General features: G+C 36.4%; 19 protein-coding genes. 10 read left to right on the top strand and 9 right to left on the bottom strand.

Annotation, left to right across the window (positions count from 1 at the left end):
• The first annotated feature begins 66 nt into the window (after positions 1–66).
• A complete protein-coding gene (ftcD, locus tag BZG02_RS03585; RefSeq protein ID WP_180335621.1) occupies positions 67–1,758 on the top strand; it encodes a glutamate formimidoyltransferase in 1,692 nt (563 codons plus the stop codon).
• A 100-nt stretch (positions 1,759–1,858) separates the two neighbouring features.
• Here ftcD and BZG02_RS03580 read toward each other — a convergent pair whose 3' ends face one another.
• Positions 1,859–3,319, bottom strand: coding sequence for a potassium/proton antiporter (locus BZG02_RS03580; protein ID WP_101260040.1), 1,461 nt, complete (start codon positions 3,317–3,319; stop codon positions 1,859–1,861).
• Between the two features lie 857 nt (positions 3,320–4,176).
• On the opposite strand from BZG02_RS03580, the gene BZG02_RS03575 reads away from it, so the two are divergent.
• Entirely contained in the window at positions 4,177–5,127 is a 951-nt protein-coding gene (locus tag BZG02_RS03575) for a M23 family metallopeptidase (protein ID WP_180335620.1), read from the top strand.
• 496 nt (positions 5,128–5,623) lie between these two features.
• Positions 5,624–6,073, top strand: a complete 450-nt coding sequence (tnpA, locus tag BZG02_RS03570; protein ID WP_101260038.1) for an IS200/IS605 family transposase — start codon at positions 5,624–5,626, stop codon at positions 6,071–6,073.
• 204 nt (positions 6,074–6,277) lie between these two features.
• On the opposite strand, the gene odhB is transcribed toward tnpA, so the two are convergent.
• A complete protein-coding gene (gene odhB, locus BZG02_RS03565) occupies positions 6,278–7,522 on the bottom strand; it encodes a 2-oxoglutarate dehydrogenase complex dihydrolipoyllysine-residue succinyltransferase (protein WP_101260037.1) in 1,245 nt (414 codons plus the stop codon).
• Positions 7,523–7,595: 73 nt separating this feature from the next.
• Positions 7,596–10,451 carry a 2-oxoglutarate dehydrogenase E1 component gene (locus BZG02_RS03560; RefSeq protein ID WP_101260036.1) on the bottom strand — a complete coding sequence of 952 codons (2,856 nt, stop codon included), beginning with the start codon at positions 10,449–10,451 and terminating at the stop codon, positions 7,596–7,598.
• Positions 10,452–10,699: 248 nt separating this feature from the next.
• Between BZG02_RS03560 and BZG02_RS03555 the strand changes: the two genes are divergently transcribed.
• Genes BZG02_RS03555 through BZG02_RS03540 form a run of 4 tightly spaced genes read left to right on the top strand, consistent with a single transcriptional unit; the run spans position 10,700 to position 17,441 of the window.
• A complete protein-coding gene (locus BZG02_RS03555; protein WP_101260035.1) occupies positions 10,700–11,368 on the top strand; it encodes a YiiX/YebB-like N1pC/P60 family cysteine hydrolase in 669 nt (222 codons plus the stop codon).
• Positions 11,369–11,402: 34 nt separating this feature from the next.
• Positions 11,403–14,273, top strand: coding sequence for a PD-(D/E)XK nuclease family protein (locus BZG02_RS03550; RefSeq protein WP_101260034.1), 2,871 nt, complete (start codon positions 11,403–11,405; stop codon positions 14,271–14,273).
• Between the two features lie 45 nt (positions 14,274–14,318).
• Positions 14,319–16,265, top strand: coding sequence for an OmpA family protein (locus BZG02_RS03545; RefSeq protein ID WP_180335619.1), 1,947 nt, complete (start codon positions 14,319–14,321; stop codon positions 16,263–16,265).
• A 15-nt stretch (positions 16,266–16,280) separates the two neighbouring features.
• Positions 16,281–17,441, top strand: coding sequence for a cysteine desulfurase family protein (locus BZG02_RS03540; protein ID WP_101260032.1), 1,161 nt, complete (start codon positions 16,281–16,283; stop codon positions 17,439–17,441).
• A gap of 6 nt (positions 17,442–17,447) precedes the next feature.
• Here the strand turns inward: BZG02_RS03540 and BZG02_RS03535 are convergent, their stop codons facing one another.
• Positions 17,448–17,990, bottom strand: a complete 543-nt coding sequence (locus tag BZG02_RS03535) for a DUF4468 domain-containing protein (RefSeq protein ID WP_101260031.1) — start codon at positions 17,988–17,990, stop codon at positions 17,448–17,450.
• A gap of 461 nt (positions 17,991–18,451) precedes the next feature.
• Between BZG02_RS03535 and BZG02_RS03530 the strand changes: the two genes are divergently transcribed.
• A complete protein-coding gene (locus BZG02_RS03530) occupies positions 18,452–21,562 on the top strand; it encodes a serine hydrolase domain-containing protein (RefSeq protein ID WP_180335618.1) in 3,111 nt (1,036 codons plus the stop codon).
• On the opposite strand, the gene BZG02_RS03525 is transcribed toward BZG02_RS03530, so the two are convergent.
• The 3 genes from BZG02_RS03525 to BZG02_RS03515 all read right to left on the bottom strand — a co-directional run bounded on the left by BZG02_RS03525 (position 21,533) and on the right by BZG02_RS03515 (position 23,791).
• The gene (locus BZG02_RS03525; protein WP_101260029.1) at positions 21,533–21,991 is read right to left on the bottom strand and encodes a CYTH domain-containing protein; all 459 of its coding nucleotides are present in this window, start codon (positions 21,989–21,991) and stop codon (positions 21,533–21,535) included. The genes BZG02_RS03530 and BZG02_RS03525 overlap by 30 nt on opposite strands.
• An 18-nt stretch (positions 21,992–22,009) precedes the next feature.
• Positions 22,010–22,777, bottom strand: a complete 768-nt coding sequence (locus BZG02_RS03520) for a type III pantothenate kinase (protein WP_101260028.1) — start codon at positions 22,775–22,777, stop codon at positions 22,010–22,012.
• A gap of 63 nt (positions 22,778–22,840) precedes the next feature.
• A complete protein-coding gene (locus BZG02_RS03515) occupies positions 22,841–23,791 on the bottom strand; it encodes an NAD(P)-dependent oxidoreductase (RefSeq protein WP_101260027.1) in 951 nt (316 codons plus the stop codon).
• Between the two features lie 212 nt (positions 23,792–24,003).
• Between BZG02_RS03515 and BZG02_RS03510 the strand changes: the two genes are divergently transcribed.
• The gene (locus BZG02_RS03510; RefSeq protein WP_101260026.1) at positions 24,004–25,173 is read left to right on the top strand and encodes an ATP-grasp domain-containing protein; all 1,170 of its coding nucleotides are present in this window, start codon (positions 24,004–24,006) and stop codon (positions 25,171–25,173) included.
• A gap of 150 nt (positions 25,174–25,323) precedes the next feature.
• On the opposite strand, the gene BZG02_RS03505 is transcribed toward BZG02_RS03510, so the two are convergent.
• On the bottom strand, positions 25,324–25,857 hold the full coding sequence (locus tag BZG02_RS03505) for a GNAT family N-acetyltransferase (protein ID WP_180335617.1): 534 nt from the start codon (positions 25,855–25,857) through the stop codon (positions 25,324–25,326).
• A gap of 290 nt (positions 25,858–26,147) precedes the next feature.
• Here BZG02_RS03505 and BZG02_RS03500 point away from each other — a divergent pair, with 290 nt between their 5' ends.
• A complete protein-coding gene (locus BZG02_RS03500) occupies positions 26,148–26,603 on the top strand; it encodes a cold-shock protein (protein ID WP_101260025.1) in 456 nt (151 codons plus the stop codon).
• An 88-nt stretch (positions 26,604–26,691) separates the two neighbouring features.
• Here BZG02_RS03500 and BZG02_RS03495 read toward each other — a convergent pair whose 3' ends face one another.
• Complete coding sequence (locus BZG02_RS03495; RefSeq protein ID WP_101260024.1) at positions 26,692–26,883, bottom strand: cold-shock protein; 192 nt, start codon at positions 26,881–26,883, stop codon at positions 26,692–26,694.
• Positions 26,884–26,949: the final 66 nt, after the last annotated feature.

The raw sequence follows: 26,949 nt of genomic DNA, 5'->3' as shown, positions 1-26,949 counted from the left end.
GGAATTGAGTTTTCTCAAATCTCACATTTCAAATCTTACATCTCAGGTCTAATATCTATTACAAGAATGAAAAAATTAATTGAGTGTGTTCCTAACTTTTCCGAAGGGAATAACATGGATATCATTAAGCAGATTACCAATGAAATTGAATCTGTTGAAGGCGTGCGTTTAATCGACGTTGATCCCGGAAAAGCAACTAATCGTACGGTAGTTACCATGGTAGGAACTCCCGATGAGGTTTGCGAAGCCGCATTTCGTGCGGTAAAAAAAGCCGCAGAATTAATCGACATGAGTAAGCATTCCGGAGCTCATCCTCGTTTTGGAGCTACCGATGTTTGTCCGTTGGTACCAGTTGCTAATATTACAATGGAAGAAACTGTAGACTACGCTCACAAATTGGCGAAACGTATTGGCGAAGAAGCAGGTGTTCCTGTTTATTGTTACGAAAGTGCAGCACGCACACCAGAGCGTAAAAATCTGGCAGTTTGTCGTGCCGGCGAGTACGAAGCGGTTAAAGACAGAATTGGCACTGAGCAGTGGAAACCAGATTTCGGACCTTCAGCTTTTACACCTGCTGTTGCCAAAAGTGGGGTAACTGCAGTTGGAGCGCGTAACTTTCTAATTGCTTACAACTTCAACTTAAATACAACATCAACTCGTCGTGCTAATGCTATTGCATTCGATGTTCGCGAGCGTGGTCGTACCTTGCGCGAAGGAAACGCGGCAACGGGAAAAATCGTGACCGACGAAAAAGGAAATCCAGTAATGACTCCGGGTACATTGAAAGCTACCAAGGCAATTGGATGGTTTATCGAAGAATTTGGCGTTGCTCAAATTTCTATGAACATGACCGACCTTACGGTTACCTCTATTCATAAGGCATTCGACGAGGTTTGCGCCAAAGCTCAGGCTCGTGGTATTCGCGTAACAGGCTCGGAGTTGGTAGGGGTTGTTCCATTACAAGCAATGCTCGATGCGGGTAAGCATTATCTGCGCATGCAGGAGCGCTCAACCGGTATTGCCGATCGCGAAATTATTAAAATAGCGGTTAAATCGCTTGGTTTAGATGAGTTGTACCCATTCGATGCTGATAAAAAAATTATCGAATACATTCTTGAGGATAAAAATCAGAAGAAGTTGGTTGACCTGAATTTAACTCAGTTTGTGGAGGAAACAGCTTCAGAATCGATGGCTCCGGGCGGAGGCTCTATTTCTGCATATATGGGAGCAATGGGAGCCGCTTTGGGTTCAATGGTTGCCAACCTATCGGCTCACAAGCCAGGGTGGGACGAGCGTTGGGAAGAGTTTTCCGATTGGGCAGAAAAAGGCAAGTCGTATCACTCTAAGCTGGTTCATTTGGTAGATGAGGATACCAATGCTTTCAATAAAATTATGGATGCCATTCGTTTGCCAAAAGGTACCGATGCCGAGAAAACAGCTCGCGCCGAGGCAATGGAAGAGGCAACTAAATTTGCAACTATGGTTCCTTTTCAAACTATGGAGCTGTGTTTAGGATGCATGGATGTTTGCAAGGCAATGGCCGAAATTGGAAATCCAAATTCGATTACCGATGCAGGTGTTGGCGCATTAGCTGCCCGTTCGGGAGTATTGGGCGCTTTCATGAATGTGAAAATTAATGCTGCCGATTTGCAGGATAAAGCTTGGGCTGCTGGTATTATTGCTAAAGGACAAGCAATTGTTGATAAAGCCGTAGCACTCGAAAACGAAATTGTAGCCATGGTAAATGCTAAAATTTAATTAGTAGTGCCCTATATATTATTCGCCCCGATAGCTTTTAAAGCTGTCGGGGCTATTTTATTAGCACGCCATGGCATGCTACAAATGTTTTTAAGGAAGTTTATTTTTTAAGGCAATCATTTACTTTGTCGATGCCTTCCTGGTTGTCCGAAAGAATAAGTAGAATATCGTTTGCCTCCAGTACCGTCGATCCGCTTGGCGTTATATAGTTGTCATTTCTTTTAATCATGGCAATGATACCTTCTTTCGGAAAACTTAATTCCACAATTTTTTTATTCACCGCATAACAGCCAGGCAAAACTTTAATTTCTTGCATCGTTGTTTTAATCACCTCAGAAATAGATCGGTCGGATGCGTCAAAAGCTTTAGCCTGTTCGGGCGAAGCAACCTTTAGCCATTTTGCAAAAAGAGTTAAAGTGGTTCCCTGAATTAAGACCGATGTAACAGAAATAAAAAATACAATATTAAAAATCATATCGGCTTTTTCTATTCCTGCCAATAGCGGATAGGTAGCAAATACAATAGGAGCAGCACCACGCAAACCAACCCACGAAATATAAAAGCGTCTTTTTAGTTTCATTTTAAAAAATATCAAACTAATAAAAACACCTATTGGTCGTGCTACTATTATCAAGAAAACAGAAATGAGCATCCCAATACCAATTACCGGAAAAATACGAGTTGGAAAAACAAGTAAACCCAAAGTAAGGAACAAAACAATTTGCATTAGCCAAGCCAAACCATCGTACATTTTTAAAATGGTTTTCTTGTGAAGCAAGTCTTGATTGCCGAGGTAAACCGCACAAATATAAATGGAAAGGAAACCATTACCACCCATAAAATCGGTCACCGAAAAAGTAATAAACATCAACGCAATTACTAAAACCGGATAAAGTCCTTCAAAGTCGAGTTTTATTTTATTGATGATGAATTTACTCAGTTTCCCAAAACCAAAACCGGCAATACCACCCAAAATCATTTGTTGCAGTAGCATAGGAATAACCGAAACAATACTCTGGTCCTGATTAATTACCAGCGTTAAAAACGCAATGGTCAGAACATAAGCCATCGGGTCGTTACTTCCGCTTTCCAGCTCTAAAGTGGGTCGTAAATTTGTTTTTAGAGCAAGGTTTTTCGATCGTAAAATAGAAAATACAGCCGCCGCATCGGTCGATGATACAATGGAACCCAGCAGCATACTTTCATAAATCGTGAAATCTGTAACGAGCCAAACAAAAGTACCCAGCGATACCGCCGTTAATAAAACCCCCAGGGTCGACAAAACAATACCCTGTCGAAGTATTGGCTTTACCATTTGCCAATTCGTATCCAATCCACCCGAAAACAGAATAAAATTAAGAGAAACAACACCCATAAATTGTGCTATTTTTGGATTGTCGAAATTAATCCCCCCAATTCCTTCCGAACCCGCCAACATGCCAATTCCTAAGAAAAGCAATAAAGTAGGAACGCCAAATTTATAAGTAGTTTTGCCAACAATAATGCTTATAAAAAGTAGTAAAGAGCCAACTAGTAATATGTTTTCAATTGTTAAATTCATTCTTGATTTTTTTTTATGGGCTAAACAAAGATAAGTTTTCTCGTTTGTAATAACTCATGGTTTTTTTGTTTTTAGTCCTATTTGCTCTAAAAAAGAGGCTGTTTACCATACGTAGTTTTCCAGAATCTCAGCATCTAAAAAACTTACAGTCCTATGCCTCAAACATATTTTTCTATTCTTTTCAGGGGCTTCCCCTTTGGGGCAGGCTTTCCGTTGCAACTCCTCGGCCTGCCTTCGTTCCTCAGGCAATCCTGTGGGGTTTCCACTGCAATCCTTAAGCCATCAGTTGCGGAAAAGGTCGCATTTATTAATTGTTGCTCATCCTGTCGCCAATTTCTCGGGGCGATGCCCCAAGTTGCGGAATCTCAGGCCTGCCACCTGAACACAATAATTAATCAATATACAACTCGTTTATTTTTCCTTGGAGTGTTACTCCAAGCTCTGGAATATCAGACTTTCAGCCTGTAGTTTTCGCTCCTGCACATTTCAGAATCATCATGCTCCGACTATAAGCAAGCCGTACATGTCAGGCTATGACTAAAAATAATAACAATAAGTATTAGCAGTAATTATTTTACATGTAAAAAAGCACAGACACAGTTGCGTGAACATTCTCTGAAAACTCTCCGACAAAACTTGGGAAAGTGCCTCTTACACCCATCAAAGTGTCTCTAACACTCATCAAAGTGCTTCTGGCACCCACAAAAGTGACTCTATGTCAGGCAAAAGTGCTTCTGGGACCCATCAAAGTGCTTCTAGGAGGTATAGAACTGTTTCTGAATTGCAAAATGACTTTTAGTTGTTCATAATTAATGATTATATTTGTTGATCATATAAATTATTTAAAAATAGAAGTAATGAATAGCTTAGTAATTAGATTATTTTGTGTTATCACTTTTCTATCTCTTTTTATTCAGGTAAAGGCGCAATCGCCTATTCAAGTAGTTTACAATAGACAGCCTGATAATAGTGTAGATTTCACTTTTAAAAAGAGTCTTTATGGAACTTATTTTATTACAATAGAGTTTGATAATTTGGAGAATGCCTATGGAGATAGTTATAGTACAACTATTACGGGTAATGCAGGTAGAGTTTGCACGTTAAAACCTAAAAATTCGGAACAAGGAATAAATTTCTCCTACTCTTATAGATATCAGCAAGGAAAACCAATGCCTAAAATAAAGGACGATATAGTTTACACACTGCCATTTGAAATTGGAACAAAAGTAAAGGTTCATCCCTTAGATTATTTAGGAGCTACTTTAGGCGATGGGGTGCCAGATACATGGAAGGCTTTTCAATTTACTAGTGAAAAAGAAGAGGTGGTAGTTGCGGCTAGAAGAGGGTTAGTTGTGAAGGTTGTTGATGAGTTTTCTACAGATACTTCGAGAAATTATTCTTTTGTTCGTTCTGTAAATGAGATTTTAATTGAGCATAAAGATGGTACGTTGGCCAGATACTCTGGATTTAAAGTGGGTAGCATTAAAGTAAAAGAAGGTCAATTTGTTGAAGCTAATTCGGAACTAGGATTGTCGGGCAGATACAATTCAGATAAACAATGCCAATTGAAGTTAGCTATTTATTATTTGAATACCCGTGATATTCTTAATGCCAATACCGATGCCGAAAAAGCAAATCAATACGGATATGTAAATCCAGTTTTTTGTTATAAAGGGGGATCGGCTATTTTGCTGATGAATAATTATTACGTGGCTACATGTACCGATGAAATTATTACTCAGGAGTTTTCGAAAAGAGAGAAAAAGAAATACGTTAGTAGTTTATTTACCAATGTAGGAGAGCAATAAACTAAAAACGATGCCACTTACTTTTGGTCTTGATTGGTGTCAGCCCTACAGGCTGTGATTAACATGGCGCATAACCTAGGGGCGATGCCCCTAGCTACGGGATACAAGGCCTTCAGCCTTATTCTTGATTTTGAGGCTTTTGTTCCGTAATTGGTGTCAGCCCTACAGGCTGTGATTAACATGGCGCATAACCTAGGGGCGATACCCCTAGCTGCGGGATACAAGGCCTTCAGCCTTATTCTTGATTTTGAGGCTTTTGTTCCGTAATTGGTGCCAGCCCTACAGGCTGTGATTAACATGGCGCATAACCTAGGGGCGATGCCCTAGCTACGGGATACAAGGCCTTCAGCCTTATTCTTGTTTGAGCCTGAAAGGCTCTAATTCCATAACTTGGGGCATCGCCCCAAGATATTGCATCACGGAGGTATCGCCTCATATCACGGAGGTATCACCTCTAAGTATCACAGGGACATCGTCCCATGAAAAAAAACTAATAATGGGACAATCACTATCACAACTCTATGTTCATCTAACTTTCGGAACCAAATTTCGGGAGCCATATATCACTCTTGATATTGAAAAGGAACTGCACGCATATATAATTGGCATCCTAAAGAATATGGAGAGTCCATCCTTACAAATTAATTCGGTACCCGATCACATTCATGTTTTGTTTCGTTTGTCGAAAAATTATGCATTGGCAAAAATTGTTGAAGAAGTAAAAAAGTCAAGTTCGAAGTGGATGAAGGAAAAAGGGGTGAAGGAATTTACCTGGCAAATTGGTTATGGTGCCTTTTCGGTGAGTAGTTCAGCCGTAAATAAAGTGGAACGATATATTAAGCAACAAAAAAAACATCATAATGTGCAGGATTATAAAGAGGAACTCGAAGAATTAATGAGAGAGTATGATGTAATTGAATACGATGCCACTTACTTTTGGTCTTGATTGGTGTCAGCCCTACAGGCTGTGATTAACATGGCGCATAACCTAGGAACGATGCCCCTAGCTGCGGGATACAAGGCCTTCAGCCTTGCTTTTAAGTTTGAGGCTTTTGTTTCGTAATTTAGGTGAGTTTTGGAGAGAAATACATGAAAAAAGGCCAGAATCTCGATTGAATTCCGGCCTTTTATCTTATAAAAATAGGTTCTGTTATATCTCCAACAATAAATTATCTGGGTCTTTACCTCCAAACAGCATTTTTTGTGGGTTTTCAATCATTTCTTTTAGCTTAACTAAGAATCCAACCGAATCTTTTCCATCAATTACACGGTGATCGTAGGATAGAGCGATGTACATCATGGGGCGAATTTCTACCTTGCCGTTAACAGCAACTGGTCGTTCCACAATATTGTGCATGCCTAAAATTCCCGACTGTGGAGGATTAATTATTGGAGTACTCAACAGCGAACCAAACACACCACCATTGGTAATGGTAAAAGTACCGCCAGTCATTTCGTCCAGGCTAATTTTACCGGTACGAGCTTTGTTGGCTAGATTCATTAATTCTTTTTCTATTTCGGCCAAGCCTAATGATTCGGTGTTACGAATTACGGGAACCATCAAACCTTTTGGTGTTTGCACTGCAATGGCAATGTCGGCATAATCAGGAGTAACTATTTCTTCCCCATCCATCATCGAATTTACTGCAGGATGCAATTTTAAAGCCTCCGATGCCGCCTTGGTAAAGAAGGACATAAAGCCCAACTTAATATCGTGCGTTTCTATAAATTTCTTTTGATATTTTTTACGCAATTCCATTACTGCAGTCATGTCAACTTCGTTAAAAGTAGTTAGCATGGCAGTTTCATTTTTTACAGAAACCAAACGAGCAGCTAATTTTTTTCGAAGATTGCTCATTTTTGTGCGCTTGGCTTCTCGCGAAAAGCTTTTAGTTTGTGATGGAATTTCGGTTTTATTACCCGAATTGTCGACTACCGCTTGAATGTCTTTTTTCGACAAGCGTTGCAGTCCTGCAATTACATCATCTACCGAAAGGTGATTTTCTTCCATCAACTTTTTCGCAACAGGAGAAATCTTAACTTCCTTGTAATTTTCAGAAGTTACAGCTTTAGGCGACTCAACAGTTGCAGGAGTCTCTTTTGCTGCAGGAGCTTCTTTTTTAATTTCTTTAGGTGCAGACGTTGTGCTAGCTTCTCCTGCAAAACTTGTATCTATTTTGCAGGCAATAGATCCAACAGCAACGGTGTCGCCTTCCTGTGCCAAAATTTGAATTTTACCGCTTTCTTCAGCAATAAGAGTCAGTGTAGCTTTGTCTGATTCAATTTCTGCAATTTCCTGATCCTTTTCAACAATATCACCATCTGCAACAAACCAGTTGGCTATTTCTACTTCGGAAATGGATTCTCCGGGACTAGGTATTTTTATTTCGATCATTATTTTTGATTTTGTGAATTAGGTGAATGAGCTTTGTCTTAACTCTAATATCTCAACTCTCACATCTATTTACTTACATTAACAATTTGCTTTTTTTCTCTTCAAAATATTCGTGTTGTACCAAAATATCGGCATGCGAACTACCTTCTACACATTGCAATCCGCAATATTTCAGTTTCCGATCGCAATCGCATTTTCGAAATACTTTGTTAATAATTTCGTTTTGCCCGGCTAAATGAATCTTCGATAATCCGGTGGCCGGACTACCACTAGCTTGGCGTGCAACGGGTACAATTTTAACTTTTTTATTTTTAAAATTGTAATTGATGAATTGCCATGCTCCCATATTTTCAGGTTCTTCCTGAACCCATAAATGAAGAAGTGCATTTGGATAGCGATTCAAAATTTTATCGATTTGTTTCTCAGGAAAAGGATACAGTTGTTCTAGTCGAATTAAGGCAATATCCTGAGCAAATAATTCTTCTTTTCGGGCCAATAAATCGTAATAAATTTTTCCAGTACAAAATACAACTCGACGAACTTCTTCGGCAATCACATTATTATCGTCAATTACTTCCTGAAACTGACCTTTGGCCATGTCGTCAATTTTCGAAACACATTTTGCATGACGAAGCAAACTTTTTGGAGTAAAACAAATTAACGGAACCCGGATATCACGCTTTACTTGTCGGCGAAGCATGTGAAACAGATTGGCTGGTGTTGTTGGATTCGTAATTTGCATATTATTGTTGGCACAAAGCGTAAGGAATCGCTCCATTCTTGCACTCGAATGCTCGGCTCCCTGACCTTCATATCCATGAGGCAGATACATAACCAAACCATTTTTAATTCCCCATTTGTCTTCGGCAGCACTTACATATTGGTCGATAACAGCCTGCGCAACATTATGGAAATCGCCAAACTGAGCTTCCCAAATGGTAAGGCCAGATGGATGCGCCAAAGCATATCCATATTCAAAACCGAGTACACCATATTCACTTAAATGTGAATTGTAAATGTGGAAAGGAGCTTGCTTGTCGCTGATGTTTTTTAGCGGGAAATATTTCTCGTCCGAATTTTCAATCACCAAAGCTGCATGTCGGTGCGAAAAGGTTCCTCTTTCCGAATCCTGTCCGCTTACACGAACACTGTTTCCTTCTTCCAGCAGACTGGAATAGGCGAGTAATTCTCCCATTGCCCAATCCAATTCATCATTCTGAATCATCTCTTTTCGATCGGACATTAGTTTGCTAATTTTTTTGAAAAAAGTCAAATCCTTAGGTAAACTGGTAATGTTTTCGGCAAGCTCTAACAAGGTTTTTTTTGCGACTCCTGTTTTTGGTGAAGCTTCAAAATCTGCCTTTTCAGAATATCGAATATTTTGATAATAATCTTCTAAGAAAGGTTGTATAATTACCTTTTTAAATGTTTTTGATAGCTCAAAATCTTTATCTAAAAGTTTATTGTAATCTGCGTTGATATTTTTAATTTCCTCTTTGGTATAGATGCCTTTATCGCTTAAGAAATCGGCATAAATATCTCGCGGATTTTTGTGTTTTGCAATTTCTTTGTACAGAATTGGCTGTGTAAAACGAGGTTCATCTCCTTCGTTATGACCAAATTTACGATACGAAAGTATGTCAATGAAAACATCAGAATTGAACTCCTGACGGTATTCCATTGCTAATTTAATGGTGAAAATTAATGCTTCAACATCGTCGCCATTTACATGAAATACAGGAGAACGGGTTACTTTTGCCACGTCGGTGCAATATGTGCTCGATCGGGCATCCAAATAATTGGTAGTGAAACCTACCTGATTATTTATTACCAAATGAATAGTTCCTCCGGTTTTGTATCCTTTTAGTTGCGACATCTGAACTGTTTCGTATACAATTCCTTGTGCGGCAATAGCTGCATCTCCATGAATAATAACAGGAACTAATTTGTCCTGATCGCCAGCATAGTCGTTGTCAATTTTCGAGCGCGAAATTCCTTCCACAACAGCACCCACTGTTTCTAAATGAGAAGGGTTTGGAGCCAAATGAAGTTTTACCTTACTGCCATCATCTGTTTTTACCGTATTTCCATATCCCAAGTGATATTTTACATCTCCCAAAGCAATATCCTCTTCAAACTCTTCGCCCATAAATTCTTTGAAAATATTGGCGTAAGGTTTTTCTAGAATATTCGCTAAAACATTCAATCTTCCGCGATGAGCCATTCCGAAAATGAACTCCTCCACTCCAAGTTCAGCACCGCGCTCAATCATGGCATCTAAAGCAGGAATTAAGGTCTCGGTTCCTTCCAGAGAAAAGCGTTTCTGACCAACAAATTTTTTGTGGATATAGTTTTCGAAACCAACAGCAAGTTTTAAATGATAGTAAATGTGTTTGCGTTGTTCGTCGTTGAAATTTGGTGTATTCTTGCTTCCCTCCATCTTGTTTTGTAGCCATCTCATCATTTGTGGATGACGAACAAAAACATATTCTGCTCCAATCGATTTGCAATACGTTTCCTGCAAATGGGCTACAATATCTTTTAATTTCGAAGCTCCTAAGCCTATTTCAGTTCCCGCATGGAAAACGGTTTCCATATCTGATTCAGACAGATCGAAGTTTTCGATGTCGAGGGTTGGGAAATATTTTCGTCGGGTTCGAACCGGATTTGTTTTGGTAAAAAGATGTCCACGCTGACGGTAAGCTTGTATCAAATTCATAACATTGAATTCTTTACTCATCGAATTTGTGGCAGGAATAATTTCGCTGACCGTTTGTTCCTTAATTGGGAACTTAGCGCTTGCAAAATCAAATCCTTGAAAAAATTGTTTCCAACTTTCTTCAACAGATTCAGGATCATTCTTATAGGATAGGTATAATTGATCGATGTATTCGATTTCACTATTCCCCAAAAAGCTAAATTTATCCATAAAATTGTTCGTTGTACTTAGTCTGATTATCGTTGTTACTTAAACAAATGTATTAATTTTTAAAGCTTATGCTGATATCAAGAACGAATAAAAGACAAAAAGATCATTTTTTTTACAAATAAGCATATAGAGTTTTTCTATAAGATGTTTTGACTTAACATTACTAAAAATAAACTGCACAATTCTTTTATTTGATGCTTGTTCGAATTACTTTAGTTTTTTTAAGATGAACATGTAAAATCTCAAAGATGTCTTTTCTTCGTATTTTGATTGTATTGGTGCTTAGTGCTCAATTTATAGGCTGTCATAATTTACAAAAAAAACCTCGGTTTACTCTCGAAAAAGGAGATCTTCTTTTTCAGGATCTCGATTCGGATTCAATTTCAGATGCTATCGAATCGGTAACCGGAGGTGCTAAAGATTTGAGTTTTTCACACGTAGGCATTGTAGATATTAAATCCAATGGCGATACTGTGGTTCTAGAAGCCATCTCGAAAGGGGTTACCTATACAACGCTTCAATCGTTTTTAGAACGGAGTAGTACTGCGGATAAAAAGTTTAAAGTGGAGGTGGGGCGACTAAATCCAGAATTTAAATCTTTCATCGATAAAGCACTCGAGGCTGGGGAAAAACTAATTGGAAAGCCCTACGATGCTATTTATGTAATGGGGGATTCAAGCTACTATTGTTCCGAACTGATTTATGATATCTTTGCAAGTAAAGGAGATTCTATGGAAGTTTTTCAGTTAAACCCAATGACTTTTAAAGATGCAAATAGTGGCGATTTTCTTCCATTTTGGATCGCATATTACAAAAACTTAGGCGTGGAAATTCCAGAAGGAAAGCCAGGTTTGAATCCCAATGGGATGCATCAGTCTCCGAATATTGAGATTGTTTTTTCCTACTTGCGACAATAATCTCAAATCTCTTACCTCAAATCAAACTTAAATAATGAACTCATTTTTACGTGAATTAATTAACGAGCTGTACGAAAAATATGGCAGTAATTTGTCCAATTGCATGTTGGTGTTTCCCAATCGTCGTGCTGGTTTATTCTTTTCAAAATATTTAAATGAATTGATTGATAAGCCTGTTTGGGCACCAAAGATTCTTACCATTAATGATTTTTTTAAAACGCATTCGCAATTACAGACAGAGGATAATTTGGGTTTGCTTTTTCGTTTGTATAAAATTTACATTCAAAAAATGGATGTCTCGGAAAGTTTCGATGAGTTTTACCATTGGGGAGAAATGCTTTTGGGCGATTTCGACGATTTGGATAAATATCGTGTCAACGCTAAGCATTTGTTTCAGAATTTAGCAGAGGAAAAAGAGATTGATAACCTGTTTGATTATTTGACTGAAGAACAGATCGTTGCTATTCAGTCATTTTGGAGTTCTTTTCGTCCCGATAAATATTCCGAGCATCAGAAAGAGTTTGTGAAGCTATGGGAAAATTTATATCTTATTTATTCTGATTTTAGAAATCAATTGGAAGCTGAAGGGTTGGCTTACGAAGGAATGGCTTCTCGAAAATTGCTTGATAATTTAGAGGCTGGGAATATTAAGATTCACGAGGAACGGGTGATTTTTATTGGATTTAATGCTTTAAATCGATGTGAACAAAATTTGTTTGATGAGTTGAAGAGACAGAATAAAGCTGATTTCTATTGGGATTACGATGAATCTTATCTAGAAAATCCCTTTCATGAAGCGGGTTTATTCTTACGCGAAAACATCAAGCGATTTCCTTCACCAAAAACGAATATTCGCTTCAATAATATTAAAAACAATAAAACAAAGGTTGAATTTGTTTCGCTCTCTTCGGAGGTTGGACAGGCGAAGTATGCGCACACTGTGGTGGCGGAATTTTGCAAGAATTCGGAGGATGCTTTAGAGGAAACAGCTATTGTTTTAGCAGACGAGGAGTTGTTGCTTCCGGTATTGCATTCCATTCCTAAAATTGCAAAGAATGTGAATGTTACCATGGGATATCCTGCCAAAAATACTCCCGTGGCAAGTTTGTTGCGCTTGGTAATCGACCTTCAAAAAAGTGTAAAAAATCCTGCAGGAGAGGTATCCTTTCATCACAAACAAGTATTGGCTCTTTTGAATCACCAATATCTGAATTCGGTGAATCCTGAATTGGCACATACCATCACTCAGGATATTTTAACAGCTAATAGGATTGAAGTTCCGAAAAGTTTGATTCAAGGGGATCCTGTTTTGGAAAAACTATTTTCTCCGGTAAGTAGTGTTGAGCAATTCTCCATTTATTTGCTTGAATTACTTCAGGGAATTTATCAGAAATTAGAGACTGCAGATGAGGAAAAAAGCTTGGTCGATAAAATAGAACAGGAATACATCTATCATCTATTTTTGGCGATAAAACGACTGAATTCTTTATTAAATCAGCATAAAATAGACCTCAAACAGGATACTTTTTATAAGATTCTGGATAAAATGATTCAAAGTTTAAGCATTCCTTTTGAAGGAGAACCCTTGGCTGGCTTGCAGGTAATGGGAATTTTAGAAACACGATTGCTCGATTTTAAAAAGATTGTTGTTCTTTCGATGAACGAAGGGAAATTGCCTAAAACAGGAGCAGCAAACTCATTCGTGCCATACCATTTGCGTAAAGGTTTTGGAATGCCAACTATCGATCATCAGGATGCGATTTTTGCCTACTATTTTTACAGACTGATTCAACGTGTTGAAGATCTTAAATTACTGTACAGCACTCAAAGTGATGGAATGCGGACAGGGGAAATGAGTCGTTTTTTGTATCAATTAAAATATGAATCGGATTTTGAGATTGTTGAAAATAGTCCCTCTTACAATATTTCGTTGCAGGAAGCCAAGCCAATTAGTGTCGCTAAAAATGAACGAATTCAAGCTCGCTTAAATGAGTATTGTGGCGAGAATATTAGGAGTTTTTCTCCCTCGGCATTAAATACTTACATGAATTGTAGTTTAAGCTTTTACTTTAAATATTTAGCCGGATTAAAAGAACCCGATGTGGTTTTGGAGGAGATTGATGCCCCAACATTTGGTAATTTATTTCACTCGGTTTTAGAAGAATTGTACAAGCCTTTTCGAGGGAAAACAATTCGAAAAGAGGATTTGGAGGGATTGCGAAAAAATAAAGATTTGCTGGATCGGTTTTTGAAGGATGCTTTTCGTACTATTTATTTTCAATTGAAGGAAGGGCAGGTGATGGAGATTGGCGGTAGAAATCTTCTTGTTTTCGATATTTTGAGGAAATTTATTGATCGGATATTGGTTTTGGATCAGAAATTTGCACCCTTCGAAATTGTTTCGTTGGAGGGAAAATATAATATTAAGCTGTCAATAGGCGAGAAAGCCAATCGTTTCGTAAATATTAGTGGATTGATTGACCGGGTTGACAAATTGGGAGATACCATTCGTATTTTGGATTACAAAACAGGTAAGGCTGATCTGATTTTTAAGGACATCGCATCTCTTTTCGAAAAAGAAGGGAAGAATAAAAATAAAGCGGCATTTCAAACTTTGCTTTATTGCTTGTTTTACGATGATAATTACAATCCAGGCGCGCCAATTTCGCCCGGCATATACAGTCTGAAAGAGTTTTTCAACAATGAGTTCGATTGTACCTTAGCTCAAAAAGAAGGACGTGGAAATGCCATTCGAGTTGATGATTATAGAATGTTCAAAGCAGAATTTATTGAAGGTTTAAAAGAATTACTGGAAGAGATTTTTAATCAAGATATTCCTTTTTCGCAAGTGGAAAATAAAGATATTTGCCGAACTTGTGTGTATTCAGAAATTTGTCATCGATAAGTTGTGGCTTCGTTTATGTTCATAGGAATTGAAAATAGTAAAAAAATGTGTCGATCAGTTATTTTAATATTATTTTGCTTGTTGCTTGGTTTTACTTCCAATGCACAGAAAAAATACAGCGTCAAGTCAAAGAGAGCCATCAAAAATTACGAGTTGGCTTCGGAGGCTTATCGGCACATGGATAATTCCGAAGCTCTGAAATATTTAGAGGGAGCAATTGAACAAAGTCCCGATTTTATTGAAGCTTGGCTTTTTAAAGCCGATGTATTGCACGAAACAGGGAAAACCAAATTAGAAATAGAAGCTTACCAAAAGGCAATAGAAATTGATGCCAATTTTTTTGAAAATGTGCATTTCAATTTGGCGAATGCTTATCTTAAAATCGGAGAATATCAAAAGGCATTAACGAAATATGAATATTTTCTATCGCTTTCAAACGGTTCAGGCAGAAATCAGAAATTGGCTAAATTTAGAAGGGAAAGTTGCCTTTTTGCGATTAAATCTATTGCAAATCCGGTCAATTTTAAGCCAGTAAATCTAGGCGAAAGTGTGAACTCCGAGTTTGATGAATACTGGCCTAGTATTACCGCTGATGAGGAATTGCTTGTGTTTACTCGTTTGTTATTCGAGAAAAAAGAAGGAGCTGAGGTAAAAATAAATCAGCAAGAAGATTTTTATGTATCTCATCAAAGCGATACGGCGTGGATGCAGGCCAAACCATTATCTGTAATTATTAATACCGAAAAGAATGAAGGAGCACAAAGCATTACTGCCGATGGGAAATATATGTATTTTACGGCTTGTGATCGTACTGATGGATATGGTCGATGCGATATTTATTATTCGGTGCGGAAAGGAGAGAATTGGTCGGTTCCAATAAATGTTGGAAAACCTATAAATTCAAAAGATTGGGAAGCACAACCGAGTATATCTGCCGATGGACGGGAATTATACTTTGTGAGCAATCGAAAATCAGGAAAGGGGAAAATGGACATTTGGCATTCCAAATTAATCGAAACTTTGGCCGATGGAAAGCAAAGATGGACTCAACCAGTTAATCTTTCTATTAATACTGAGGATAATGAAATGTCTCCTTTTATTCATGCTGGAAATCAGTATTTAGTGTTTTCTTCGGATGGAATGATCGGAATGGGAGCTTATGATTTATTTAAAACAATAAAAAATAAAGATGGAGAGTGGAGCGAACCTGAAAATTTGGGATATCCAATTAATACGTTTACTGATGAAATAGGATTGGTGATTAATGCAAAAGGCGATAAAGCTTATTTCTCTTCAGATCGTTTAAAGGGCAAAGGAAAGGATATTTTTAGTTTTGATATGCCTTCTTTTTTGCAACCGCCATCGGCTTCCTGGTTAAAAGGAAAAGTATTGGATGCAAAGTCGAAAAAACCAGTATTTGCATCAGTGTTGTTAATCGATTTAAGCACGAAAGATACCATTAGTAGTATAAAATTGGATGGGGGTGATGGAAGTTTTTTACTTTGCCTGCCTTCGGGTAGAGAATATACTTTTTCGGCCGAAGCGACTGATTATTTGTTTTATTCAAAGCATTTTGAAATGTTGAATGATCAAGAAAAATCGAATCCGCAACAGTTAGCTATCTTTTTAGATAGGATTGAAAAAGGAAAAGAAATCGTACTTCGAAATGTATTTTTTAATGTTGATTCATGGGATATTTTGCCGAAATCTGAAATTGAATTGAATCGTTTGTTTACCTTATTACAAACTTATCCTAAATTAAAAATAGAAATTGCCGGTCATACCGATACTACCGGAACTAAAGAGTATAATTTGAACCTTTCAAACAATAGGGCAAAGGAAATTTGTCAGTATTTAATTTTGAAGGGAATCGATACAGCCAGATTAACTTATAAAGGATATGGAGCTTCGCAACCTATTGCAAGCAACCAAACAGAAGAAGGACGAGCTTTAAATCGAAGAACCGAATTTAAGATTATTGAAAATCAATAAATAATAACTGATAAAATGAAACCGATATATCTTGATTATAATGCAACTACACCAATAGCTCCTGAAGTTGCGGATGCAATGCTACCTTATTTAAAAGGTTTTTTTGGCAATCCGTCGAGTTCCCATTTTTATGGGCGACAAACTAAAGAGGCTATCAGTAAGGCTAGAAAACAAGTTGCTTTATTACTGAATTGCGAGGCTAATGAATTGATATTTACAAGCGGAGGTTCTGAATCGAATAATTATGCGTTAAAAGGTTATGCTTTTGCCAATCAAGAGAAAGGGAAACATATAATTACCTCTGCCATTGAACATCCTGCAATTATCGAGGTTTGTAAGTTTTTGGAAACACAGGGATTTGAAGTAAGTTACCTACCTGTTGATGGAACAGGAAGAGTTCAATTGTCGGATGTGAAAAGTGCGATTAGAACGGATACCATTCTAATTTCAATCATGTATGCGAATAATGAGGTGGGAACTTTACAGCCAATTTCCGAAATTGCAAAACTAGCTAAGTTTCATAACATTGCTGTTCATTCCGATTGTGCTCAGGCAATTGGTAAAGTACCTGTAAATGTGCAGGAATTGGGTGTCGATTTAGTAACACTTGCAGGTCATAAGTTTTATGGTCCTAAAGGAATTGGTGCTTTGTATATTCGTGAGGGAATTCATTTGCAAAAGTTAATTCATGGGGCCGATCACGAAAGAAATTTAAGAGCTGGAACCGAAAATGTATTGGAAATTGTAGGTTTGGGCAGAGCTGCCGAATTGGCTATGGAGGAGGAGGAAGAAAGAATAAAACACGAAAAAGATTTAATTCGGGTTTTAAGGAAAAACCTATCTCAACTTCCAGAAATACAGTTGAATGGACATGAAGCTTATTGTTTGCCAAACACCTTAAGTGTATCGTTTAAAAATATTCAAGCAAAAGATATAATAGCAAGATTAAAAAATGTTGCGGCGTCGGCAGGTGCGGCTTGTCATACCGATTCCATTATAGTCTCATCAACATTGAAAGCAATGAATATTCCCTTGGAATATGCAATGGGAACCATTCGCTTTTCAGTTGGCCGATATACTACTAAAGCCGAAATTGATCTGGCATCTAAAGAAATTGTTGAGGTGATTAAAGGAATGCGCAGAGATGCGAATCAAAAAAAGAGCACCAATGCGTAGCTATTATTAATTGAAGAATTCATATCCACTGGTTAATAGTTCTTTAGCTGTGGATATGGTATTTTCTTTCACCATTTGATTCAGCCAAGGCAAAGCATTCGATTTTTTTCGCAATTTTGTTTTGGAGTACCAGTCTTTTGGGTAGGAAATTATTGCGGGAGTGCCTTGTTTTCCATATTCTGGATAAGATTGGTAGAAGATATTTTTAATCGTAAGTATTATTTTGTTTTCGGTAGTTTGAATTAAAAGTGTAAAATGCATTCTGGTTTGGAAAACAGATGTTTTCTCGCTAAAATAAATGGGAACACAACCGATGTAACGAAAATCTCCGGTGTTTGAATTAATATATTCGATCTTACCTGTTACTTTATTAGGTAATGAAGTAATCCATTCTTCAAATTGTTGCCCGTTTGTTATTTTTTGTTGATATTCTGTTACTAAGCTAATGTTGGTATCATCATCTATAATCACGTTTATTTTTTCGTTTTGCTGGGCAATCAGGTAGGAGCTAATTGCAAAGAATAATAAAAGAGCGAAGATTCTTCTCATGGGATGTAGATTTAAAATTTAACATTATGCTTCCTTTTAATTTACTTATTTTTTTTGGTTTTTCAAAAATCAGTTTTAGATTGTAAAATTAGTCGAACCCCTTACTTTGCGGGGAATCAGAAAGATAGCGTCATATTTTTATGATCAATTAGTGAAACTTGGCACACTTGACACTTGTATTTTCCTTTTTATTACAATATTTTTATTGTGTAGTGAAGGTGGTAAAACCTTCAATTTTCATATTTAATCTTGATTAGTTTCAGTTCTTTTTAAGTTTAAAGTATGGTATTAGTTGTTCGTAGTTAAAAAAGGGGCTTAGCCCCTTTTTTATTGGACCAAAAATAGGCTCTCCTAAATAATTTATTAATCTTTCATTTTATGTGATGAATCATTCTATTAATTGACAAGGTATTTCTAATTTTGTTTTAATGCATTGTTATTATTGCTATAGAAAGATTTTCATGACAAATATATATTCCCTAAACCGATTCTTAATTCTCCTTGTTTTTCTTGTAAGTCACCTTTTTGTGTCGGCACAAAATTTGGCTTTGGAAGAGGATAGATTGATTGATAGATTGACTGAGCCTAATAGCTGGGCCGATTCAATTTTGAGCACTTTAAGTGATGACGAGCGAATTGCTCAATTGTTTATGATTGCAGCATACTCAAATAAAGGAAAAGAGGAGGCCGAACGAATTGCAGGAATTGTAAGTAAGTATCAAATTGGGGGAATTATATTCTTCCAAGGTGAACCTGGTAAACAAGCAGAATTAACGAACTGGTATCAAAGCTTGGCGAAAGTCCCGCTGTGGATTGGGATGGATGCTGAAATTGGACTTGGAGCTCGATTAAAACAAACAATAAGTTACCCTAGGCAAATTATGCTGGGAGCAATTCAAGATGATGAATTGATCTTTCAGCTGGGAAAACAAATTGGTAGTGAGTGTGTTAGGCTTGGTGTTCATGTAAATTTCTCACCAGTAATGGATGTAAATAATAATCCGCGAAACCCGGTAATTAATAGTCGTTCTTTTGGCGAGGATCGTTATAATGTTAGCAATAAGTCGTTTGCATTTGCAGCTGGAATGCAGAAAGCAGGAATAATTCCAGTAGGAAAACATTTTCCTGGTCACGGAGATACTGAAACAGACTCCCATTTTGATCTTCCTTTGGTAGATCATCCTATTGCTAGGCTCGATTCTATTGAGCTTTTTCCTTTTCAGCGTTTAATAAATAATGGTTTGGGAGGCATTATGGTTTCCCATTTAAATGTTCCTGCTCTAGATTCCATTCAAAAAGTGGCTACACTTTCGCAACCCATCGTTACTCAATTACTGAAAGAGCAAATGGGATTTAAAGGCTTAGTTTTTACAGATGCTTTAAATATGCATGGAGTTCGTAAATTTTATGCCAAAGGAGTGGTTGATGCCAAGGCTTTAGTTGCTGGTAATGATGTTCTTTTATTTACCGAAGAGGTACCAATAGCGATAAAAGAAATTAAATTAGCTTTAAAAAGCGGAGAGCTTTCTTGGACGAATATCAACGAAAAGTGTTTGAAGATTTTAAAGGCAAAATATTGGTTGAACTTAAATAACTACAAGCCAATTGATCAGAATAAGCTTTGGTCGGGACTAAATACACAGGAAGGTTTTATTCTAAGACGAAGTTTGGCCGAAAAGGCAATCACTTTAGTGAAAAATGAGGATCAATTATTGCCATTAAAAAGATTGGATACTCTAAAAATTGCGTCGATCGCTATGGGCGTTCCAATTCGGAATAGATTTCAGGAATACCTTGGTAGATATGCCGATATCGACTTTTTTCAGATTGAGAAAAATGCTTCTATCGAAAGTTATTATCAGTTATTAAAAAAGCTGGATAAATATAATTTAATAATTGTAAGTAAGCACGATAGTGATCTTCGGGCAACGAGAAAATTTGGAATAACAAATCAAACTATCGAGTTTCTTTCCGAGCTTTCAAAAAGTAAAAAGGTAATTTTTGATTTATTTGCAAATCCTTACGGTTTGGATTTGTACGAAGGTACAGATCGCTTAAAGGGAATTTTAGTCTCGTATGAGGATAATATTGAAACTCAGATGGCTTCTTCACAAATAATTTTTGGAGGCTTAGCATCTCAGGGACGATTACCGGTTACGGTAAATGAGCGTTTTACGGTGGGTACGGGGTTCGAAACCAAACATACCCGTTTGGGATTTTCTTTGCCCGAACAAGCTGGTTTAAGTACGCTTAAGCTAAATGTGATTGATTCAATAGTAAATGATGCTATAAAAAAAAAAGCAACTCCCGGTTGTCAAGTCCTGGTAGCTCGAAATGGTAAGGTGGTGTTTCATAAATCGTATGGGCATTATACCTACGATAAAAAAGTGGAGGTTCGCAATCCGGATATCTACGATTTGGCTTCTCTTACAAAGATAACAGCTACTCTTCCTGCTTTAATGCAATTGTGCGATGAAGGATGGATTAATGTGGATCACTCCTTTGGGGAGTATTTCAAGAAGGCGAAAGGAACCAATAAAGATACGCTTCCTCTTAGAAAAATATTAGCTCACGAAGCAGGATTGTTGAGTTGGAAACCATTTCATTGGGAAGCTATCGACTCTTCGAGTTTCGACCGTGTTTTGTTTAGTCGTACCTACTCAAAACGACACAGTCTTAAGGTGGCCGACAGACTGTATTTAGATCGAAATTATAAATTTAAGGATGGAATTTTTTCCAATCTAAGTTCTGAAGAGTATCCAGTACAGGTTGCAGACAATATGTATATTCATAAAGGATATCACGATACAATTATTAATCAAATACTTGCTACTGATTTGCGCGATTCAAAAGGATATAAATATAGCGATCTTGGTTTTATTATGATGGGAGAGATGGTTAAGGATATCTCAGGTGAAAGTTTAGATAGTTATGTGCAAAGGCATTTGTATACCTTATTAGGTGCTTCCAGCTTAGGGTATTATCCATTAAAACGCTTTAATGTAGATAGAATGGTTCCAACGCAAGATGATAAGTTTTTTCGAAAACAACTGCTTACAGCTTACGTGCACGATCCTACGGCAGCAATGTTGGGTGGCGTTTCGGGGCATGCTGGAATGTTCGGCAATGCTGGCGATCTAGCAAAATTAGCACAAATGTATCTTCAGGAAGGTTCCTATGGAGGGGAAACATTCATTAGTGCCGAGACAATAAAAAAATTTACTTCTCGGGCTTATCCTAACTCCGATAATAGAAGAGGAATTGGTTTTGATAAACCTTTTTACAACACCAATGAAAATGGAGGGCCGACTTGTAAAGAGGCTTCCGAATTAAGTTATGGTCATACGGGTTTTACAGGCACTATGATTTGGGTGGATCCTAAATATAATTTGCTGTATATTTTTCTATCCAACAGAATTTGTCCGGATGAATCGAATACCAAGCTAATTGAAATGGATGTGCGAACAAAAATTCAGAAACAAATATACAAGTCAATCATTCAGGAAGAGAAAAATGCTCCCGAATTTATCACCTTGCCTTTTTCACCATTTGGAAAAGGGATGTTTTATTAATTCAACGTTTAGGTATCTGCTGTCGTTTGTTACCTCACGGTCAATCCATTGTGGAACTTCAAATTGTTCGTCCGCAGAGTTTAACTCAATTTCAGCAACAATTAAACCCGTGTTGTTCCCTTCAAATACATCTACTTCCCAAAATAAATTATTTTGAGGAATTAGGTATCGTGTTTTTTCAATTTTCGAATCGCAGAGCAGTAAAAGATCTTGAGCATCTTGTATCGGTATCTCGTATTCAAATTCCGATCTGTTTAAAGGATTGGTTCCACTTTTGATCGTTAAAAATGCCTTAATTCCTGCAATTCTAATTCGTAAACTTTTAGTCGGATCGCTCCAAATGTATCCTTGAATAAGCTTTTTTCCCTCTTGGGGAAGCTTCAATAAATTTGCTTTAATCAGATACTTTCTTTCTATTTCTAAAGGCATATTTTATGACTGATTGTTCTATTTATAAAACTTATTTCCAATAATTTTGAGTCCGTCGAGAGTTAACATTGGTTCATGATGATCGAAATGGGTAAGAATTGGTAACATTACAGATGCTAACCCACCAGTAGCAATAGCAGTTGTTTTTCCTTCCATTTCCTGCTTCATTCCAATCAAAAGCGACTCTATTAATCCTTTGTAACCAAGTACAATACCTGCTTGAATGGCATGAACCGTATTTTTTCCTATGCAGGAAGGTGGTACAACCAAATCGACATTTGGTAACTGAGCTGTTTTTTGAGAAAGCGATGCCATGGCAGTTTTTAAACCTGGTGCAATTGTAACACCTAACAAATCACCATCTGCTTTTATTACTGTAAAAGTAAGTGCAGTTCCAAAATCAACAACAATACAATTGCCCGAGTATTTATTGTGAGCAGCTACTGCATTAGCGACTAAATCTGTTCCTATTTCGTAAGGATTACTAATCCCAATACCTAAGCGGGGATACAAGTCTGGACCTAAAACAAGTGGTTCCTGATTGAATAGTTTTTGAATCATTTCACGAATAGGGTGAATCAAGGAGGGAACAACACTACTCAAAACTACTCGGTCAATCTTATTCAAATCGATATTTCGACTAGATAGTAAGGTTCGATAAATTACTTCGTATTCGTCAGCTGTTTTATTTGCAACCGTATGAATTCTAAATTGTTCGGTCCAATGATTGTTGTTCGATAAACCACAAACTACATTTGAATTTCCTATATCGATGGCTAAAAGCATATATTGGATTCTATTTACTGTTTAATTACAGATAAAGATCGGCAAAAGCATTAAAAAAATGGCCTAATTAACTCTATTTTTTATAATTCCATTATTCAGATAAAGAATCAGATTCTCACTAGCTTCTCTTCCCATTTCAATTCTGGTCTCGATGGTAGCAGTACCAATATGTGGCACAAGAAGAGCTGTTTTTTGTTGCAATAGTTTGGGATGAATAAGTGGTTCATTTTCGAAAACATCCAATCCTGCACCTGCTATTGTTCCTTCTTCTAAAGCATTGGCCAAGTCTGCTTCATGAACCACTGCACCTCGGGATGTGTTAATTAAAAAGGAGTTTTTTTTCATTTTCAAGAACTCCTTTTCACTTAATAAATGGTGCGTTTTGGGAGTAAGAGGACAGTGTAAAGAAATAGCATCCGATTTTTCAAGCAAATCCGATAAATTCATATAAACGGCATCCTTCCACCTAATTTCCGAAATAGGTTTTCTATTGTGATACGCGATATTCATTCCAAAAACCAGTGCCTTTTCAGCTACCGATTTACCAATTTTCCCCATTCCAATAATACCTAATGTCTTTCCTCGAAGTGTGCTTCCTAAATTTTTCATTACACCCCACTCAAATTCCGAATTTGTTTTTAAGCCATTATTGCAACTTGCAATTTGTCTGCTTAGACTTAATAAAAGTCCCATACATAATTCTGCAGTCGGTTCGCATACTGCATCAGGCGTATTGCAAACAACTATTCCTTGATTATTTGCAGCGTTTATATCAATATTATTAAAACCAACGCCGTAATTACTAATAATCTTCAGATTTTTCCCTGCTTTTATTATGCTTGCATCTACTTCTCGGTTAAAAATAGATAGTAAACCCAAGCAGTCTGGAATTCGTTCAATCAATTCCTCTTTTGTAAAGAATTCCTTTTCAGGATAAATTAATTCAAAATGGGAACTTAATTGAGTAAGTCCTTCTTTTGGAACAGAATAGGTGATAAGTATTTTATTTTTCACAGGATTGAGTATTGCTAATTTTTAGACTTGAAAAGGTAAGGATTTAATCAAAATGACCATGAATAATAGTTGATGATTTTAATACAGTTTTCAATCAATTTTGAATATGTAGCTTAGAGTCTGAATTTGATGGATTCTTATTGGACATAGATTTCTATCAACATATTTTGTAGCTTTGTTTCGAATTTTACAACAGACAACACTTATTTTTTATGATTTTATTGGATAAGCCATACGTTTCCAGGTTTTTAAAGGAAACAATTGCAAAATATAATTTTTCAGCTCTGGATACTGGAAATGTTCTGGAAGTGGGAGAGCTTTCCATGGTAAATTCAGATCTAATTATTCGGAATTTTCGCGAGAATTCGAATAGTAGAATTTATACTAATTCGGAGAATTCTATTAATTGGGTGATGAATCATTTAACTTTCACCAAACTACCGGAATATATTAATGTATTTAAAAATAAAATAGAATTTCGAAAGTTGATCCAAACAATGTTTCCGGACTTCTTTTTTAAGGAAGTATTGTTCCAGAAATTAGATGATATTCAATTAAATGAGCTACCCATGCCTTTTATTATTAAACCGGCTGTCGGGTTTTTAAGTTTAGGAGTGCATAAGGTTGTTGATAAGGAGGATTGGATACGAGTGAAACAATTAATTCTTGAAGAATTTAACGATGCTCAGGCACTATTTCCTATCGAGGTTGTGAATGCATCCTCTTTTTTAATTGAGGAGGTTATTGACGGGGAGGAGTTTGCTTTTGATGCTTATTTCGACGAGAATGGTCAAGCCGTAGTTTTAGGGGTATTGAAACATCTTTTCGCTTCCGAAAAAGATGTTAGCGATCGAGTTTATTATACCTCCAAAGAGTTGATTAAGACTTACCTTCCAAAATTTACACAATTTGTTCAGGAGCTAGGAGAGCGAGTTGAATTGAAAAATTTTCCTGTTCATATCGAAGTTCGTGTGGATGCTTCGGGAAAATTAATTCCTATCGAGGTGAATCCAATGCGATTTGGAGGTTGGTGTACAACTGCTGATTTAACATTTTTGGCAACCAAATTAAATCCATACCACAGCTTTTTATGTAATGTAAAGCCCGATTGGGATCAGATATTGAGTGAAATGGATGAGGAGATTTATTCTTTAATCATTTTAGATAATTCTACAAAAATACCATCTAATCAAATTTCAAAATTTGATTATGAGAAACTATTAAGCCTATTCTATAATCCATTGGAATTGCGTAAAATAGATTATAAATTATACTCAATATTCGGAATGTTATTTACTAAAACTCCAAAGCATAAATTTAAAGAGATAGAAGATATTTTAGTTTCTGATTTACGTGATTTTGTTCTTGTGGAACCTCATTAAAGAAGTTGGCTAATTACTGCAAATACTAGTTTTAGTATCGGAAAGACTTTTTTGGTGTAGACAATGTTTTTAGAGATGCTTAAAAATTAAAGGAAAATTGTGTGTTTTATAAGAAGTCATAGTTTTTTAGCGATCGCTTTATCTCGGTTTTCAGGTCCATTCTTCTTTAAGAATTGCATAAACAACATCGTCAACCCATTCTCCATTTATTAAAAGGCTTTTAATAAAATGAGCTTCTTTTCGAAACCCTATGCGTTCGAGCATAGCAATCGATTTTTCATTTGCAGGATCAACCGAAGCAATAATTCGATGCTTATTTAAATCCTGAAATAGAAAGCGAATAGTTTCAGTTAATGCTTCGCTTGCAAAACCTCTACCATGATAGTTTTTTGCCAGCGTGCAACCAAGTTCTACCTGTTTTTTATCTTCATCTAAAAAATGAATTCCAATATCTCCAATCACTTTTTTATTCTCTTTACAAACAATTACAAATTGATACCATGAACTTATTTGATCGATATTTATCGAAACTTGATTGTTGATAAAATTGTAAACATCATTCATCTTTGTTGGAATCCAAGTTTGGTATTGATTGGTATTAACATCTGAACGATAATTGAATACTTCTTCAGCGTGATCCATTTGAATTGTTTGCAAGCATAATCTTTTTGAATGTAATTCCATTTGTTACCAATTTATTTCGAAGATAGAAAACATATACCAGATAGAGAAAATTTAGCTAATTCGAGTTTAAATCTTCTATAATTGGCTTTTTTCATTCAATGAATTGCTAGAATTACAGTTTAAATTTTTCATATTCAGGTGCACATTATGCCCTTAAGGATAAATAATTAGCAATTTGTTGAGAATATTTCCGTACATTGCAGAACCTTTAGGAAATGATCGGATAGACAAATTAATTATCTAATTCAACTTTTAAAGGAATATAATGAATTTCGAATCTTAAAAAAGCTATGGCGAGACCAAAAGAAACTTACAACAAAAAAGAGAAAGAGAAGCAAAAACTCCAAAAAAGAAAAGAAAAAGAAGCGCGTAAAGAAGAGCGTAAAGCCAATCCTGGCCGTACCTTCGAAGAAATGCTTGCCTATACAGATGAGTTTGGAAATTTGAGTGATACTCCACCAGATCCAACTAAAAAGAAGAAAGAGATTAACGAAGAGGATATCGTTCTTGGTGCTCGAAATAGTGATGATAGCAATATAGAACAACCTTTAAGAGAAGGAATTGTATCTTTTTTCAATACAAGTAAAGGATATGGCTTCATTAAAGATTTAGAAACCAAGGAAAGTATTTTTGTACATATCAATGGTCTTGTAGATTCTGTAAATGAAAACGATAAAGTTAACTTTGAAACAGAGCGTGGTCCTAAAGGGATGAATGCAGTAAATGTTACTTTAGTTAAAAAATAAATAGCCACTTTGGTTGTTACAAAATTTCAGAAAATAAAAAAACCACCCTTTTGGGTGGTTTTTTTATTTTGTATGAAAGTAATATGAACTAGTCGATTACTCTTACGTTTACTGCGTTCATACCTTTTCTTCCTTTTTCCATATCGTACTCAACTTTATCGTTTTCACGAATTTCGTCAATAAGACCTGATGAGTGTACGAAGATGTCTTCACTTGAATCTGCTGGCTTAATGAATCCAAAACCTTTAGATTCGTTAAAGAATTTTACTGTTCCTTCCATTGTAATGTTTTTAAAAAATAATAAAATGTTTGTTTAAAGTCTTAATGCTTATTTAATTACCAGTAA

Origin of the sequence: Labilibaculum filiforme (assembly GCF_002843315.1) — a bacterium.
In the GTDB taxonomy this organism is placed as follows: Bacteria; Bacteroidota; Bacteroidia; order Bacteroidales; family Marinifilaceae; genus Labilibaculum; species Labilibaculum filiforme.
This window is presented reverse-complemented; position numbering and strand designations above follow the sequence as displayed.

What these genes read in the sequence shown, in the direction of transcription:
- ftcD (WP_180335621.1), top strand. Translation starts at nt 67, where the DNA reads ATGAAAAAATTAATTGAGTGTGTTCCTAACTTTTCCGAAGGGAATAAC.
- BZG02_RS03580 (WP_101260040.1), bottom strand. Translation starts at nt 3,319, where the DNA reads ATGAATTTAACAATTGAAAACATATTACTAGTTGGCTCTTTACTACTT.
- BZG02_RS03575 (WP_180335620.1), top strand. Translation starts at nt 4,177, where the DNA reads ATGAATAGCTTAGTAATTAGATTATTTTGTGTTATCACTTTTCTATCT.
- tnpA (WP_101260038.1), top strand. Translation starts at nt 5,624, where the DNA reads ATGGGACAATCACTATCACAACTCTATGTTCATCTAACTTTCGGAACC.
- odhB (WP_101260037.1), bottom strand. Translation starts at nt 7,522, where the DNA reads ATGATCGAAATAAAAATACCTAGTCCCGGAGAATCCATTTCCGAAGTA.
- BZG02_RS03560 (WP_101260036.1), bottom strand. Translation starts at nt 10,451, where the DNA reads ATGGATAAATTTAGCTTTTTGGGGAATAGTGAAATCGAATACATCGAT.
- BZG02_RS03555 (WP_101260035.1), top strand. Translation starts at nt 10,700, where the DNA reads ATGTCTTTTCTTCGTATTTTGATTGTATTGGTGCTTAGTGCTCAATTT.
- BZG02_RS03550 (WP_101260034.1), top strand. Translation starts at nt 11,403, where the DNA reads ATGAACTCATTTTTACGTGAATTAATTAACGAGCTGTACGAAAAATAT.
- BZG02_RS03545 (WP_180335619.1), top strand. Translation starts at nt 14,319, where the DNA reads ATGTGTCGATCAGTTATTTTAATATTATTTTGCTTGTTGCTTGGTTTT.
- BZG02_RS03540 (WP_101260032.1), top strand. Translation starts at nt 16,281, where the DNA reads ATGAAACCGATATATCTTGATTATAATGCAACTACACCAATAGCTCCT.
- BZG02_RS03535 (WP_101260031.1), bottom strand. Translation starts at nt 17,990, where the DNA reads ATGAGAAGAATCTTCGCTCTTTTATTATTCTTTGCAATTAGCTCCTAC.
- BZG02_RS03530 (WP_180335618.1), top strand. Translation starts at nt 18,452, where the DNA reads ATGACAAATATATATTCCCTAAACCGATTCTTAATTCTCCTTGTTTTT.
- BZG02_RS03525 (WP_101260029.1), bottom strand. Translation starts at nt 21,991, where the DNA reads ATGCCTTTAGAAATAGAAAGAAAGTATCTGATTAAAGCAAATTTATTG.
- BZG02_RS03520 (WP_101260028.1), bottom strand. Translation starts at nt 22,777, where the DNA reads ATGCTTTTAGCCATCGATATAGGAAATTCAAATGTAGTTTGTGGTTTA.
- BZG02_RS03510 (WP_101260026.1), top strand. Translation starts at nt 24,004, where the DNA reads ATGATTTTATTGGATAAGCCATACGTTTCCAGGTTTTTAAAGGAAACA.
- BZG02_RS03505 (WP_180335617.1), bottom strand. Translation starts at nt 25,857, where the DNA reads ATGGAATTACATTCAAAAAGATTATGCTTGCAAACAATTCAAATGGAT.
- BZG02_RS03500 (WP_101260025.1), top strand. Translation starts at nt 26,148, where the DNA reads ATGGCGAGACCAAAAGAAACTTACAACAAAAAAGAGAAAGAGAAGCAA.
- BZG02_RS03495 (WP_101260024.1), bottom strand. Translation starts at nt 26,883, where the DNA reads ATGGAAGGAACAGTAAAATTCTTTAACGAATCTAAAGGTTTTGGATTC.